Annotated in this window: 11 protein-coding genes; 4 read left to right on the top strand and 7 right to left on the bottom strand. The window is 55.3% G+C overall.

The annotated features are described in order from the left end of the window. Window positions 1-106: 106 nt before the first annotated feature. From ACZF99_RS04890 to ACZF99_RS04870, 5 genes are all read right to left on the bottom strand, one after another. Window positions 107-475 (bottom strand): hypothetical protein, encoded by a 369-nt coding sequence (locus tag ACZF99_RS04890; RefSeq protein ID WP_483609532.1) that lies wholly within the window; start codon window positions 473-475, stop codon window positions 107-109. Window positions 476-593: 118 nt separating this feature from the next. Continuing rightward, a complete protein-coding gene (locus tag ACZF99_RS04885; protein WP_483609530.1) occupies window positions 594-5471 on the bottom strand; it encodes a S8 family serine peptidase in 4878 nt (1625 codons plus the stop codon). Window positions 5472-5645: 174 nt separating this feature from the next. After that, window positions 5646-6704 (bottom strand): NAD(P)/FAD-dependent oxidoreductase, encoded by a 1059-nt coding sequence (locus ACZF99_RS04880; protein ID WP_483609528.1) that lies wholly within the window; start codon window positions 6702-6704, stop codon window positions 5646-5648. 129 nt (window positions 6705-6833) lie between these two features. Beyond that, entirely contained in the window at window positions 6834-7550 is a 717-nt protein-coding gene (locus ACZF99_RS04875) for a PIG-L family deacetylase (protein ID WP_483609526.1), read from the bottom strand. Then, entirely contained in the window at window positions 7547-7849 is a 303-nt protein-coding gene (locus tag ACZF99_RS04870; protein WP_483609524.1) for a DUF1806 family protein, read from the bottom strand. Before ACZF99_RS04870 ends, ACZF99_RS04875 begins: the two co-directional genes overlap by 4 nt. Window positions 7850-8135: 286 nt before the next feature. Between ACZF99_RS04870 and ACZF99_RS04865 the strand changes: the two genes are divergently transcribed. After that, entirely contained in the window at window positions 8136-9053 is a 918-nt protein-coding gene (locus ACZF99_RS04865; protein WP_483609522.1) for an aldo/keto reductase, read from the top strand. A 209-nt stretch (window positions 9054-9262) separates the two neighbouring features. Next, a complete protein-coding gene (locus tag ACZF99_RS04860) occupies window positions 9263-11494 on the top strand; it encodes a CAP and S-layer homology domain-containing protein (RefSeq protein WP_483609520.1) in 2232 nt (743 codons plus the stop codon). Window positions 11495-11577: 83 nt separating this feature from the next. On the opposite strand, the gene ACZF99_RS04855 is transcribed toward ACZF99_RS04860, so the two are convergent. Beyond that, window positions 11578-12633 (bottom strand): phosphotransferase enzyme family protein, encoded by a 1056-nt coding sequence (locus ACZF99_RS04855; RefSeq protein WP_483609518.1) that lies wholly within the window; start codon window positions 12631-12633, stop codon window positions 11578-11580. A 220-nt stretch (window positions 12634-12853) separates the two neighbouring features. Here ACZF99_RS04855 and ACZF99_RS04850 point away from each other — a divergent pair, with 220 nt between their 5' ends. Then, window positions 12854-13747 (top strand): AraC family transcriptional regulator, encoded by an 894-nt coding sequence (locus ACZF99_RS04850; RefSeq protein ID WP_483609516.1) that lies wholly within the window; start codon window positions 12854-12856, stop codon window positions 13745-13747. A 205-nt stretch (window positions 13748-13952) separates the two neighbouring features. After that, window positions 13953-15860, top strand: coding sequence for an FAD-dependent oxidoreductase (locus ACZF99_RS04845; RefSeq protein ID WP_483609514.1), 1908 nt, complete (start codon window positions 13953-13955; stop codon window positions 15858-15860). A gap of 62 nt (window positions 15861-15922) precedes the next feature. Here the strand turns inward: ACZF99_RS04845 and ACZF99_RS04840 are convergent, their stop codons facing one another. After that, the gene (locus ACZF99_RS04840; protein ID WP_483609512.1) at window positions 15923-16507 is read right to left on the bottom strand and encodes a TetR/AcrR family transcriptional regulator; all 585 of its coding nucleotides are present in this window, start codon (window positions 16505-16507) and stop codon (window positions 15923-15925) included. Between the last annotated feature and the right edge of the window lie 8 nt (window positions 16508-16515).

Genomic DNA, 16515 nt, shown 5'->3' with positions numbered 1-16515 from the left:
AGATGACCTGAGCCGATTTTTTTACCAGCCATTGTAGGGGGAAATCCCGAACATCGCAAGTGGAGATTTCACATCCGCACGTTGCTGGGCGGCTTAGCGTTTGCCCCTACTTCCTATCCACCTGCAGAAGCGTAATGCTCTTGACCGTGAATGTATCCCTCAGCTTATCCTCGGAGATGACGTTTAGCTTCACCAAAGCTGCCACCTTCTGCGCGTCGGCCTTGGAAATCAGCCGCCACACGCCGGGATCGGGGAGCGCTTCGTACAGCTTGTGGTCATCGTACTCCTTGCGCTCCTGGCGGATCGTTTTGATCCGGTAACCGCCCACGTCGAGCTCGGACGCCCCCAGCTTCCGGCAATGTTCCAACAAGTCCCCGCGCAAGGCGGCGAGCTCCTGCTCCGTTTCCTTTTGCCGCTGCTTCAGCTCGTAATACCGCTGCACTTTTTGCTCCATCCGTTCACTTCCTTTGGCCATATCAATTCTTACCCAATGTATATGAACCGGCAGCCGCTTTAAGACAACCGGCAGGGATATCCCTCCGCAAAAAAACAGCCGCCGGCATGACGCGAACCGGCGGCTGTTGGGCGCGAGCTTATTTCGTGAAGTCTTTGAAGATCCGGTAGACGACGACGGCCGCTTCGGCGCGGGTCGTCGGCAGTTCGGCTTCGAAGCGGTTACGCGCTTTGCCTTTCATGATGCCAAGGTCTGTGACTTTGGCTACCGCCCCGGAGGCCCAGGCCGGAATGCGGGCTTGGTCGGCAAAGCCGGCAAGCTCCCCGGCTGTCCCCGCAGAGTGGCCTAATACCTCCAGCGCCTTGGCCAGAACAACCGCCATTTCGCCGCGAGTCATCGGTCGGTCCGGCGCAAAGATACCGTCGGAGTAGCCGCTGATCAGACCTCGGGAAGTGGCAATCTTCACGGCCGCCTCGTACCAGCTTCCCGCAGGAATGTCACTGAAAGAAACTGCGCTAGCCGCGTTTGGATCGGCCTTCAGCTCCAACGCCCGTACCAGCATGGATACGAACTCGGCGCGGGTCACCTGCGCTTCGGGATGGAAGCTGCCGTCGATCGAGCCTGCGAGAATGTCCTTGGACGCCAGGATTTCGATAGCATCCACCGCCCACGCGTACTTCACAGGGGTCACATCGGTGAAAGTGACGTTTTTGGCCAAGTAGATATACCGGCTAAAGCCGTACAGGCTGGCGACCACCTTACCGTCTTTCAATCGACCAAAAAATGGAGTCAACTCTCCTTTGTCCCCCAGCTTGAACAAGCTGATCTTATCTCCGTTGATCGCCCCGGGGTTCAGTGCCGCAAGCGGGATCGCCGCTTCAGCCGGCTTGCTGAGCGTGAGATGTTCCAGCGGTTTCCCGTCCTTCGTCAAAATGTTGATATCATAATAGATCCCGAACGGTTGCATCCCCGCCGGCAACTTCAAGCCTTCCAGCAGCTTTTTCGTTTCTTCGTCGGTCGCCGGAGTAACTTGGGCGTAAGCGGCCTCCGGCGAAGTGATCGCGCCTGCGGGAATCGTCAGCGTGAACCCGTTCGGCAGCTTCACCACCGTCGGTTCGCCCGACTTGATGGCTACGGCATTCTTGGGTGCTGCCGGTGGGGCAGGTGGTGTCGGAGCTGGTGGTGTGGAACCGCCACTCCCCGATCCGCCCCCTCCGTTGCCGCCCCCATTGCCTCCCCCGCCTCCGTTGCTAGGCGGATCTGCCGAGGTCACCGTGACTTCCGCGTGCCCCGTCAAGCCTTGGTAGGTAACGTCGATGGTGGTCGATCCGGCTTTCAAGGCCGTAACTAGACCTGTACTTGATACGGTAGCAATCTGCGGATTCTTCGATTGGAATCCCGCATCCATCACGGTGATTTCGTTACCTTCCTTATCCGTATACGCAACGCCCAGTTGGGCAGTGCCTCCGATTTTCAGTGGAAGGGAAGCTGGGGTGACCTTTAGAACACCATCAGGCTGCTCCGTAGGTTCTTGCACCGTCAGCGTCGTGCTAAGAGTAGGTTTAAACTGTAGTTCATTGCCGTCTTTATCGAATAATTTCAAATCATTTAAGGTAAACGTGTAATCCCCTGCAGGGGCCCCATCAAAATGAAATATCGCCAAAGATCCCGTACCGGTATAGCCATCCCCTGCGCTTAAGCTCTCCAAGAACTCATGACGTGTCAGTTGCGGCGATTGTTCATATACCGCTTCTGATACCGTCAAAGGAACCCCTGGAGCCTTTGTTTCCTGATAATCGCTTAATTCAGGGCTTGGTAATACATTGCTTGCCTTTAGTTGATTGCTGTACACCAAATTAAATTCGGCTTCATAAACGGCGGTCGTTGCCGAAAATTGCACCTGAAGATCGAAAGGTTCATTGGGTCGGACTTGCTCGGGCTCAATAACCGGGAATACGTAATCCTGTTCATGCCGGTACTCCACGATATGAGCCGGTTCCATATATCCGTTCCCGGCCAAATCGTAAACGTAAACTTCATAATAGTTGTCTCCAGGTTCGACAGGAACGTCAATTTTGAAGTTCCCCTCGTTATCGAGGGTCCCCTGACTTAATTCGACTTCGCCGGCCGCGTTCTCAAACAACGCCTCGACGCCGATCACCTCGCTCATCTCCAGTCCGCCGAAGGTCACCAGATAATTAATCAACAGATCCTCCGTAACCTCGCCGGAGATCACCCCCGTCTGACCGGAGCTCTTCACTTTAAGTGCCGGTTCGGCGAGTTTGGAGACCGGCGCCAAAGTGTCGACGAAGAAGATGTAGGCCGAGTCTTCCGAAGGAACCGATTCGATCATGGACGGCCCGGTATATGGGATCAGCAGGTATCCGCCATCGGGAAGAGCCGCAACCTCGCCCGATTCATCAAGGATACTCCCATCCCAGCCGCGCAAAGCATAACTGCCCGGACTCAATCCCTCATCCGTTTCAAAGACCACGCCCAACCAATTCCCGTTGATATCGTGCACTTCCAGCGAGATATATTCCGCATATTCGTTGACCGTAAACGCGATATCCGCGGTATCGAAAAAATCGTCGCCATTCGGCGAAATCGGATTGCTCGACAACTTCACGCCGGTCACCACATCCAACTGCGGCGCATCGCCGACATAGACCGATAACGGCAGGTTGATCACATGCCCGGTGATCTTGTCGGTCAGAATCACTTCGCCTTCGTACCGTTGGTTCGCCGCTTCATCCGGCACCGCGACTTTGACGTCGAAGCCGGTCTCTCCGCCGGCGCCTACCGCAACCTCAGTCGCAGACAATATCAGCTTTATCGGCGCGTTTCCGTACCAGTGTGAGCTTATCTCGTAGTTCGAGGACGCTCCTGCGATGTCCTTAACGATAACCTGTTGTTCGGCGGAAAAACCGTTTCCGACAAACCCGAACGACAGGCTGCCCGAATAATAAGTTTCCGGGACCTCTCCATCAACATAAGGCGTCGAGTCCTCCGCCATCGCTACCGCTTTGGCCTCCAGGACCCGATCCAGCGCGAGGCGTCCGGCCCCTTGGTCCATATGCGAATAGCGGTCGGCGTTTCGATCGCTCAGCTTCACCGTGTTATTCATCAATAAAGACTTGATTTCATAAGGCGTCAGGTTCGGATATTTCTGCGCCACCAGCGCCGCGGCGCCCGCAACATGCGGCGCGGCCATGCTGGTGCCGTTTTGGGCTTCATACCAGCCCTCGTACTCCGGCACGCTGGAGCGGATGCTTATCCCCGGCGCGGAAATGTCCGGTTTGATGTCATACCCCGGTTTGGCCGGTCCTCGCGAGCTAAAGCCTGCCATAATGTCTTCTTCAAGCGTCGAACTGAATTCGGCGGTTAACTCCTGACTCCGCAAAGCGGCCCGAATTCGTTCCCCGTAGGTCCCGGAAAGCCCGTAAACCGGAATGTTGATCTCCGCGTCCCCCAACGTGCCGCTCTCCAACGCTTCCGGCGCATTGTTGAACACGATGGCGGCTGCCGCACCCGAAGCTTGGGCGTTCAAAGCCTTATCCGCAAAGGAAATTTCGCCGCGCTTGATGAAGGCGATTTTGCCGGCCAAATCCTTCCCTGCATAGTCCTCCGGCTTCCCTAACCCGACATCGATGAGCGGGTAGGACTCGGTCAAACCCTCGATCCCGGCCGACTTGTCGAACGTATCCATATAGAACTCTTCATCGCCCATTGCCGGAATCCGCAGGATCGGCGTGACGAGCGGCGGTTTGGACGCGCCCACGGTAATCGCCAGCTCCGAGCTGCCCGGATCGGTGACGGTTGCCGCCCCCGGGCCGGAGTTCCCGCTGGATACGACGGCTACGACGCCGGCTTTCATCGCATTGTTTACCGCGACCGAGTCGGCGGAGCGCTGGTTGTTCGTCTCCGAGCCCAGCGATAGATTGATGACGTCCATGCCGTCCACTACGGCCCGCTCGATGCCGGCGATCACGTCCTCCGTCGAGCCGCTGCCGTATGGACCCAATACTTTGTAAGCGTAAATTTCCGCCTCGGGCGCGACCCCTTTTACCCCCGCCCATTCGTCCTTGCCGGCGGCGCGGCCGGCTACGATGCCCGACACATGGCTGCCGTGAGAGGTGTAGTAAGGTCGGCCGTCTTCGTTGAATTCGGGTTGTCCCGAATTCAGGAAATCATCGTACGTCGTTTCACTAGGATCGTTATCCTCGTTCACGAAATCATATCCCCAATATCCGCCGGGAATCGCTCCCGCCAAATCGGGGTGGTTCCTGTCCGCACCGGTGTCGATCACGCCAACCTTAATGCCTTGGCCTGTGGTCCCTTCCTCCCAGAACGCTCCGCTGCCGATAAACGACACGCTGTCCAGCGGTGCGATCGGTACCTCTTCCTCCTCCGTCGCATACACCGTCTCATTGGGATACACCGCCTTGACGCCCGGAAGCTTCAGCAGGTTTTCCACCTCGTTAGCCGGAATCGTCAGTGAGTATCCATTGAAAATACTTTCGTACTCGCGGTTAATCCTCGCCTTCAGCTTGCCGACCGCTTGCGTCTTGAACGTTTGCTGCTGCAGATCGACCGCTTTTCTGTGAGAACTTAGCGATGCGTTTGCACGCATTTGACTTTGCGAGACTTCAAACACCTTCAAAGGCGCTTCCTTCAGCTCAACGATCACGGTTGTCGGTTCGCTGCCGTCCGCAATCGGAACGAAGTTCTGAGGCTGGGCCGATTCCGCTTCGGCGTCCCGGCGCTCCAGCTTTACATCGTTGGCCGCGGGCGACGCTTGCCCGAAAATCTCGCGTTTCTCTCTACCATTGAGCTGAACCTCCGATATCTCGTCACGCAGCGCTTCCTGTGTGACGACATCCGGATTCAGCCGGGGAACGCCTTCCCTCCTTCCATCGGCTCCCGTCAAACCGCCGCCTTCCGCTCCCGCCATCGGCAGCAGCAGCGTAAACGCCAGGATGAAGCTTATAAATCCTGCGACGACTCTCTTGCTCAAACTCTCATCTCCCTCACCAATTCGTCGTTTTCAAAGGAGCCTATACAAGCTGATACCTTTATATCTATTGGTGAGCTTTCGATATATTCCCATTTTCATGGCGAAGAAACATATATAAGGATAAAAAAATACGCCTACCCATAAAAGGTAAACGCATCCATTCGAAGCGTTCGGTTAATCCGCCATTGACGCGAACAGCTGTTTCTTCAGTTCCCGATTTCTCTCCATGAAAAGATCATTATGCGAAGAAACCATTCCGTAGGCCTCCGCCTCCGGGGTGATGTATTGCTTGGCCCGGTTAACCGCATTCGCCGCGTCCTGGAAAGCCCCGGCAATCAGGTGGAGCTTGCCTTCATACGCCAAAATATCCCCCGCCGCGAAGATTCCCTCCACCGAGGTTTCGCTCATGGCCGTGCCGGCAATGCCGTATTCGTTCGCCATGGCGATGGGCACTTCGCTGTTTTCCAGCAGGGCTTTATCCCGCTCATACCCATGGCTGACGACGACCTCATCGACCTCCAGCTCAACGATGGAGCCGTCCTCCAGATTTTGTATCCACACGCTCCGGATCGCATCTCCGCCTTGAGCCCCGGTTAATTTTACAATCGACGTATTCAGCAGGCAATCGACATGGCTCTTCATCAGCTTCGATACTTCCGCTTCGTGGCCTTTCAAGGTTTCTTTGCGATAGGTTAAATATACCTTCTTCGCAATCGGAGCCAATTCGTTGGCCCAATCGATCGCCGTGTTCCCTCCGCCGGAAATCAGCACGGTTTTCCCTTTGAACCGGCCGAGCGATTTCACCGTATAATGGAGGTGCGTCACTTCGAACCGTTCCGCTCCTTCGATATCCAGCTTCGTTGGCTTGAGAATCCCGCCCCCGATGGCAAGGATGATCGTTCTGGAATAGTGCTTGGCTCCCGAAGCGGTATGCAGCTTAAACAGGCGATCCTCGCCCCGAGAAATCGAAGTCACCTTTTCGCCCAGGACGACTTCGGGCTGGAACGTCAGTCCCTGCTCGATCAGTTGCCGAATCAGCTGCTCCCCGGTGACCGGCGTCAGGCCGCCGATGTCCCAGATCATTTTTTCCGGATAGACATTGACTTTGCCGCCGAGAAAGGGCTGATATTCGATCAGCTTCGTCTTCATCTCGCGCAGACCGCTGTAGAAGGCGGAATACAACCCGGCCGGTCCTCCTCCGATAATCGTGACATCATATACGGTTTGTTCCATCGTCGCAACCTCTCCTTTTTATCGGTAAAGAAGTAATTTTTCACTAGGATGGAATCATCGTACCATATCTAATTGAGAATGAAAATCATTATTATCGAAAAAATGCAACCGGATTGCGATAAGTTGATCTTAACCAAACAACGAATCCGCCCCCGGCTTCGCCCGGCTCCCGCGGATGAAATATTCGTAGCGGCCGAGGCTACGCAGCGCCTCGTCGTCCCGTTGCCACACCCATTCCATGAGCTCCGATTGGCAGCGATGGGCGCGGAAAGCGGCCAGCTTGGCCTTCAAGTGATCCTGCACCTCCACGCGTACGATATCGCCCGAGGTATAACCGTACTTCTCCGGCTGTTGCATCCTATCGCCAAAGGAGACGAAATATAACGAACCTTGCCCGTACCGGCGAAACGCGGCCGTCGTCGCTTTGCCGATCGCGCAGTGGTCCGGATGACCGCCCAACGTCTCATGGAACGTGAGCACCACATCGGGCTGAAGGTCCCGCATCAATTCCTCTATCCGTCCGATGAGCAACTCCTCGTCGATGAATTCGACCGTTTTGTCGCGGATATCGAGAAACTTCAATTCGTGTACGCCCAAATGGCCGCACGCCTGGCGCAGCTCGTTTTCCCGGGCCGCCCCCATCGTCTCTCGGTTCAAATACGGCGGATTGCCCATCCGCCGCCCCATTTCGCCGCGGGTTGCGCTCACCAGCGTAACCTCCACGCCTTCGGCCGCATATTTGGCCAGCGTTCCCCCGCAGATAAACGATTCGTCGTCAGGGTGGGCAAATACCGCCAGCAGCTTGCGCCCCATGATGTTTTGCGAATTCATATGATCCATATTCATTCCGGAAAAGGCTCCCTTCCCAAATGCAGTGCGACGTCCATGCGTCCCCGGTCGTCAAAGCCCTCCAGCAGAAGACGACCTTGTTCGTCAAGCTCCATATGCGTTAATCCTTCGATGCGCAGCCAGCCGCGGCCGTCAAACCGCAGCGCCGCGCGGTAGGGTCCCTCCCCGGCAATAAAAGCATCCGTCAGTCTCACCTTGAAATTGCGGACAAACAAAAACGAAGTCGCTTCGCTATGCAGATACACGTCCGATCCGACAAAAGCGTTCAGCAAATCTTCCGCGCGTTTTTTCTCCATGAGATTCATGTGGCTTGCAGTCCTTTTCGTTGAAATATAGGCTATAGAAATCACAGTAACTATTATACGCTCAGGGTTCGGCTGCACAAGTGACTTTTCCCGCTCTACCTATCCCTTTCAATTGTTACGGCGCTCTTCATTGCTCTTGAAACCATCGTCTTTCTATGTCACAATGATGGGGGCATCCAGGCGCCAAGCAAGCCTAGCCAAGCTGCGACTATCCATCTACATAGCCGCCCGGGTGAACCGTTCATCTATTCCTATTCAATGGAGGAGGATCCGACTCATGAAGACGATCAAGCTTGGAACGAGCACGCTGGAAGTCCCCGTCATCGCCGTCGGCTGCATGCGAATCAATTCGCTGGACAAAGCCGAAGCGGAACGTTTCGTGCAAACCGCGCTGGAGGAAGGCGCCAACTTCTTCGACCACGCGGATATATACGGAGGCGGCTCCTGCGAGGAGATTTTCGCCGATGCGATCCACATGAACCCGGTAGTTCGGGAGAACATTATCCTGCAATCGAAATGCGGCATCCGCCAAGGCTCCTTCGACTTCTCGAAGGAACATATTCTGAACTCGGTAGACGGTATTCTGAAACGCCTGAAAACCGAATATCTCGACGTGCTGCTGCTGCACCGTCCGGATGCCCTGGTGGAACCCGAAGAGGTTGCCGAGGCGTTCGATCAATTACATGCCGCAGGCAAAGTGCGTCATTTCGGCGTCTCCAACCAGAACCCGATGCAGATCCAACTGCTGCAAAAATACGTCAAACAGCCGATCGTCGCCAATCAGCTGCAGCTGAGCATCACGAACGCCACGATGATCTCGGCCGGCATTAACGTGAATATGGAGAATGAAGCCGCCGTCAACCGCGACGGCAGCGTGCTGGACTTTTGCCGTTTGAACGACATTACGATCCAGCCGTGGTCGCCGTTCCAATACGGATTCTTCGAAGGCGTCTTCCTCGGCAACGAGAAGTTCCCCGAGCTGAACCGGAAAATCGACGAAATTGCCGCGAAATACGGCGTTACCAACACAACCATCGCCATTGCGTGGCTGCTGCGCCATCCGGCCCGGATGCAGCCGGTGATCGGCACGATGAACATCGAACGCTTGAAGGACTGCATTGGGGCCGGTGAAATCCGCTTGACTCGCGAGGAGTGGTACGAAATTTACCGCGCCGCGGGGAACATTTTGCCGTAAATCGATTGGCCAATTTATAGCAGAGCAACCTAACCCCTTTGGTTTCCGGGTTTAGGTTGCTTTTTTTGTAGCCAAAATTCCGCAAATGCACACATATGCACTCCTCCCTAAAAAGGGGATATCAGGAAAATGTCGAAATAGAGAAGGAAATATCGAATTTTTCCGGATCTATCCCGGGGAACCCGACAAAAGGAGTGTAGCTTAAAAAAATGCAAAAATGGACCATGGAGCTGGCCCGGTTCTGCGCGGCTTTCGGCTTGATGCTCGGTTTGCTGTGGCTTCCGCAGACCGCGTTCGCCGAGCAGGTCGACAGCCAACTGCCCGAGCGCAGCAAATCGGAAATTGTCGAACACTGGAAATTATGGATGGAGGAAAGCGGGATAAACGCTTCAATTTTTGCGGAGAAGCCCTCAACAACGGCTCCCTATTCGCCGGGCTCGCTGCAGGAAGACTATTTGCAAAAAGGTTTGGACGCGGCCAACTTTTACCGATATCTCGCGGGACTGCCCAGCGACCTAAGGCTGGATCCGGCGTTGAACCGTCAGGCCCAACACGGTGCCGTGCTCGTCTCCACGGCCGGACATTTGACGCACTATCCGAAGCAGCCGGCCGATATGCCCAAAGCGTTTTTCGATACCGGGTATGCTTCGACCAGCACCTCGAACCTATTTCTGACCCCTGGCGGCTCCGGCAATATGTTGGCGAGCAGCGTGAGATCTTATATGGACGATTCGGACGCGTCCAATATCGACAGGCTGGGGCACCGCCGCTGGATATTGAGCCCGCAGCTTCAGAATATCGGCTTTGGCCTGGCCTCCAAAGCGAAAGAAGGGGCGCAAGTCGAAACCTACTACAGCGCGATGCAGGTACTGGATGCCGGACGGGGCGACGGTTTGGACTTCAACTACAGCCTGTATCCGAACAAAGGCGCCTTTCCGCTGGAGGTATTTAGCGGCCAACAAGCCTGGTCGGTGCAACTGAACGCCAAACGATTCGCGGCTCCTTCCTTATCCGAGGTGCGCGTGGAATTGACCCGGATGTCGGATCAACGAACGTGGACCTTTAGCGAAGATATGGTGGATGAAGCCTTTCCGGCCGGATACCTGAACGTCGAAGACAGCGATCTGAAATGGCATCAACAGGCTTATTTCAATGTCAACGATACTACTAGCTACGGCAAGACTTACGCCATTATTTTCCGCCCGAACGACGCGCAGTTGATTCGGGACGGAGAACGTTTTTCGGTACATATCACGGGACTGCGGAAGCCAGATGGCACCCCGGCCGAAATCTCCTATCAGACCGAATTCTTTAAAATCGATCCAAGCCGAACAGATCGGCTGCTAGGCTTATCCGCCGAACCGAAGGAACTCTCCGTCAAGCTGAACGGACAAATTGAACTGCCGACAATCATCGCTTCCTACGAAAACGGATTGCGTTTTGTCGTGGAGTCCAATTTCACGGCCACGGCGAGCTCCGATCGGATTCAAATCACCGATGGCTTCATTAAAGGGCTAAAGCCGGGGCATACGGACATCGTAATTCGCTACGAGGGTAAGCAGTTGAAACTGCCGGTCGAGGTCGTGGAGGTGGCGCAATACAGCGACGTCGCCAACCACTGGGCCAGCGATGCCATCGTCTGGGCGCTTGATCGGCAGATTGCCTCCGGGTATAAAGACGGCACGTTCAAACCGGACAATCCCGTTTCGGAAGCCGAGTTCTTCGCGATGTTGTTCAAGCTGTACGCCGATTCCGACATGGTGAAGCGCCTGGATAGCGAAGGAGGAACCCCTTATTACGATCGCGGCGCTTGGAGCGATAAATATTACCGGTTCGCCGGCACGCTGAACCTTGACGTAGATGCCAGCATTAAAAACATTAAGCTGCGCGACCAACCGATGACTTGGCTGCAGGCGGCCCGGTTCGTTTCCGGCCTCGGAGGCCGAAGTTACTCGGACGATGAGGCGATCCGCTATATGATCAATATGGGATATTCCGCGGAAAAGGCGGAAAGTTATGCCCGGAACGAAACATTGACGCGGGCGGATGCCATTGTATTTTTGAAAAATTTAAAAGAGCTGGGATTTGAGGTCTGGTGCAAACCCCTGACACCTACCCCGTCCACGGAAAATGAGAAAAACGGCGGATTTCCCGATAATACCGTCAGAGCCGTCTATACGGAGAATCACAGGCTGACCCTTAAAGGCACGTTCCCGGAAGTCGCGGGAAAGACGTTTTCGATCCATATCCACGGCCCTTCGCCGCTAGCCAAACGGCTTCAAACCTACTCGGCGACAGCCGACGCCTACGGCAATTTTACGCTGACGCTAAACGAAATCAAGGAACCGTCCTTGAATATTTATTTGGAAACGCGCGAAAATTTCGAATATTGGCTGGCGGTGGACGCCGGCGGTGCGACAGTCAATGCCTACGACAACTAAGGAGAATGGAGATAAAAACGATGGCAAAAACCCCCTGCATAGGCCATGTGCAGGAGGTTTTTGCCGTTTCGGGGGTGCGCGGATCAACTCCGAAGAGGCGAAGATTCTTTCCCGTAGTCGGGGAACGGGGCGTTCTTCAAGATACGTTCCCTCCACACCCGCCGGTGCTCGGGATGGCTTCGTTCCAGCTCATCGGAAAAGACAATGAACAACAAGATCCGGCGGTAATGCAGGAACAAGCGAATCCGTTCGAACCAGAAGGCATCCAGTTTATTCGCGGTTTCATAGCCCCGCAGGAAGGATTGGAACAGCCGCTTCGGTTCCTTTTCATCGGCTGGGGGATGCTCCAGCCGGCCGCCCGCCGCATAGGTAAAGATGCTGTACAAAGCGATCGCCAAATCGCAGGCGAACCAATGGGGACTGGCCACGTCGAAATCGAGAACCGTCAGCCCGTCCTTGCCGATGAGCAGATTTTCGAAATGCAAATCGTTATGGGTAAACCCGTACCCACTCCGTTCGATAGGCAAGGCGTCCAGCTCGGTCTTCAATTGGCGCCAGCTTTCTTTCACCGCTTCGTCCTTGCACCAATCGTGGAAAAACTTCCATTCTGCTTCCCACCCGAGCCTCGTTCCTTCCGGGTCCTCGGGCAACCGCCGCCACTCCGGGTACTCCCGGGCTGCGACGTGCATCCGGCCCATGACCTCCCCCCACCGAACAAAGAACATCTCACGTTCATCCTGCGGCGCTTGGAAGATGTGAGTTCCCTCCCGCTTGGCATAGGAATAGGCGACGTAGATCCGCTCCCCGTCCGGCTCGCGAACATGCAGGCCCCCGTCCGCGGACGGTTCGGGGAAGATCATCGGGATGCCCGATTCCCCGAGATACCGGACGAATTTCAAACGGGCCTCCAGCGCCGGCAATTTGTCGCCGGCCTCCGTGGCGGGAAACTCCATTACCTTTAGGATGCGGGTTTCATCGCCATGCCCGTACTCGTACAATACTCCGTCCGACCAGTCGTGTCCGCCCCGGAAGTACCTCATGGCCGCCGCATCCGTACCGTAAGCGCTGGCCAGCCGTTGCAAAAGGACTTTCTGAATTTTTTTCATGAACAACGAAAAGGAACCCGAGACTTTAGTCATGAGCGGAAATTTCGCAATTTCCGCCGCATCGGCAAGTTGAATTCCTTTACTTCCTCCCTTCAAAATATGGCGTCCCCCCTACTCCCGCTTCAAACAAGAACAAACGTTTGGTATAATGGGAAGAAACGGAGAATGCGCCAAGGCGTTTACTCCATTATGACCATCGCGGGGCCGGATGAAGGAACCGATCTTGCTATCCTTGCCCCTAAGGAGAAATATCATGGAATTAAAACCGTTATTCCATATCATGCAACAGCTGGTGGAAGACATCGAGGGATCGCTGCGTTCCAAGACCACGCTGGAAGAACTGACAGCGTCTTCCTATGTATCGAAATTTCACCTGCACCGGGTATTCCGGCGCATCACCGGTTACTCCCTTATGAACTATGTCCGTTCCAGAAAGTTGGCGGTCAGCCTTCAGGACCTGCTCTGTTCCGGCTTGCGCGTAACGGATATTGCCCAGGAGTTCGGCTTCGATCACCATCAATCCTATATTCGCGCTTTCAAAAAGGAATTCGGCATGACGCCGGCGGTTTTTCGCGAAGGACGGCGGCCGGCCGTGATCGTGGATAAACTCGATCCGGCGGAATGGGGGGAGGTCGGACAGGGGCTGCTCATTAAGCCGGAAATCGTGGTGAAGCCCGCCTTCCGGCTGGTTGGCGTCCGAACCTGGATCGTGGAGGAGGAGAACGCCCGAAACCAGACGGCCAACCGGGAGGGAACGGAGTTCTTCTTCCGGGAGCGGCACCGAATTCCCCACGCCGTGAACCCCGGCGTTTATTTCGGCTTGACGCGGCTGCCCGACGAAGAGAAGGGAGGAAGCTATTATATGCCCTCCCTCGAGGTGTCGCGGCTGGAGGTCCTTCCGGAAGGTATGGTAGCGGATAGGGTACCGGCACATAAGTACGCGGTGTTCAAATATATCGGACTGCATGGACCCGAGTTGGTTTCCAGCGCCACTTTATGCAGTTTGTGGAGTTATATTTTTCGGGTTTGGATGCCGCGGATCGAGAAGCAAAACCCCGACCGAATGAGCTTCGAGCGGATCGATACGGCCGTGGCCGACGCGCATTATTGCGAAGTAGAGCTATATTATCCTTTGCAGCGGCTGTAAGGCGTTTTTTAAAGCCTTCACCGCCGAATTCCCTAAGCCTGCCCTTCTCCGCTTCGATGGCGGTGCGGCAATACCGGCATTTTCACTCTATTGTGAATTATTTCACTTTATCAATTGACAGACCGAGTTAAGCTAATAATGACCACGGTCACTGACTTCAGTCATCGAACGCGGCCAAATCAATGGTTGAAGGGGAGTTTTAGCTATGAAATCTTGGATTAAGCCGGTAACGGCGGGCTTACTGGGTTTGGCGCTCGTGTTCGGCGGCGCGCAAATCGGCAGCAAGGCCGTCCGCGATGCCGGTGCCGCTGCGGCGCAAGAAGCCGGCAACAAGACGGGCACGGCAACGGAAAAAGGGTTCGGAGGCGATGTCAAGGTTACGCTGACCGTCGAAGGCAAGAAAATCACCGAAGTCACGATTCAAGCGGATAAGGAAACGCCGGAAGTCGGGGGTGCCGCCGCGAAGAAGCTGCAGGAGCAAATGTTAGCCAAGCAGAACGTGGAGCTGGATGGCATCGCCGGCGCATCCCACACCTCGGCCGCCGTATTGGCAGCCGCTAAAGCGGCGCTGGCGCAAACCGGCCTGAAGCCCTCCGATTTGCAAACGGTTGCAACCGGCGGCAAGGTGCAAACGGCTGAGGCGGACGTCGTCATCGTTGGCGGCGGCACTTCGGGAACGGCCGCTGCGCTCGCTGCGGTCCAAAACGGCGCGAAGGTCATCGTGCTGGAGAAAACCTCCGCCATGGGCGGTCTCTTAAACTACGCGATGGGCATCGCCGGAACGGAAACCTCGCTGCAAAAAGCGGCGGGCGAAACCGTAACGACCGAATACCTGTTTAACTACCTGGAGAAATACAACCACTACCGCAGTAACGCCCCGCTGCTCAAAGCGATTCTCGACAAATCGGGCAGCACGATCGATTGGCTGCAGGCCAACGGCATCGGATTGCGGCTGAGTCTTGGGGTTAACCAGAAGCTGCACGTCGATTCGCCGAAGACTTATCACTTATGGACGAACGCGAAATCCGATTTTGCCAAACTGCATGAACGGATGCAAAAAGAACTCGGGGTTGACGTCCGCTTCAACACCACCGGCCAATCGCTGATCACCGACGCCAATGGCCGCGTAACCGGCGTTACCGCCACGATGGAGGACGGCAGCACCCTGAAGGTGTCGGCGAAGAGCGTCATCCTCGCGAGCGGCGGTTTCGGCGCCAACGAAGAGATGTTCAAAGAGAAAACAAAAGTAAACTACTACAACTATTACGGATGGGGCAACAAAGGCGAAGGCGTGAAGATGGCCTGGGCTGTCGGAGCCGATGAAATCGGCAGCGGCGTGATCCAAATCCACTTGGGCGACCTGTCGGAGACCAAAGGGATCTTCGAAAACTACAACGGCCGTCCGACCTTTACGGTCAAGGATCTTCCGCTGTTCTGGGTGAATAAAGAAGGCACGCGGTTCGTGGACGAAGGCGTAGTGTACGATAACGTTCTGTGGGGCAATGCCGCTTATTCCGTGGGCGGCGAATATTTTGCCGTCATCGACCAAGCGACGGTGGACAAGCTGACCCAAGAGGGCAGCGATTTGTGCGGCGCGTACCAAGTGAACGGGGACGGCTTGTTTGCCCAAGGACGCAATGACGTCACCAAGCTGAAGACCGCGCCGATTAAAGACTTGCAAGCTGATCTGGAGACGTTCGCCAAAGACGGCATTGTCGCCATCGGCAATACGCTTGACGATTTGGCCAACAAAACCGGCATGAACGCCGCAAAATTGAAAGCTTCGGCGCAAACCTATAACCAAGCGGTAGCGGCCAAAAAAGATACGCTTTATTACAAAGACCCGGCTTACCTGCAGTACAAGATCGAAAAAGGTCCGTTCTACGCCATCCGCGTCAGCGGTTCGACTTACGGGTCGATCGGCGGCGTGCGCGTCAACGAGGATCTGCAGGCCGTAACCGCCGAAGGCAAAGTCATTCCTGGCCTGTATGCCGTCGGCAACGATGCCGGAGGCTTGTATGACAACAGCTATCCGGACGTGGAAGGCTTGACGATGGCGTTTGCCGTCAACTCCGGCCGAATTGCCGGGGAGCATGCCGCCGCCCATAAATAACCAGAAAACGGCGACAACCCGTTTCACCGCGAAATGCTGCGGAGAAACGGGTTGTCTTCTTTTCACGAACGGATCGCGCTCATCATAAAATCGAAATAATCCAAGCCTTCCTGCATCAAGTCATAGCGTTCGCTGTCGGCGATCCAATAGCGGACCAACCCCAGGTTGCCGTCCGACCAATAATGGCCGATTTTCTCCGGATTAAGTTCCTTGCGGAACACGCTCTGCTCCTGTCCCAGGCGAATATAACGCTCGATAAAGCTGTTGTGCAAGTCGGACACGTCCCCGCTGGAGAATTGGACCGTATGGATGATTTTGAAAATCTCCCGCGACATCGCCGGCCCGCATTCCATCACCGTGCGAAAATATAACCGGGTATACTCCCGAAGCTGCAACTCCGCCGGCTCCATTGCATCGATCTCCAGGCCATGGAATAATCGAACGTTAATGTCCTTTAGGATTTCGATCGCGATCTCGCTTTTGGAGCTGAAATGGGTATAGAATGAGCCCTTGGCCACTTCGCTTTTCTGGCAAATCTGCGAGATCGTGACCTCGTCGTATCCATAGGCCGTAATCAACTCGATCGAATTGCGTAATATTTTTTGCTTGGTTCGAAGCGATTGTTGCTCCCTTTTTTTCAATGCCATGGCTTGTC

The sequence above is a fragment of the Paenibacillus sp. JL3B1040 genome, from assembly GCF_057063165.1.
Note: the sequence above shows the minus strand (reverse complement) of the source record. Positions and strands in the feature narration are given on the sequence as shown.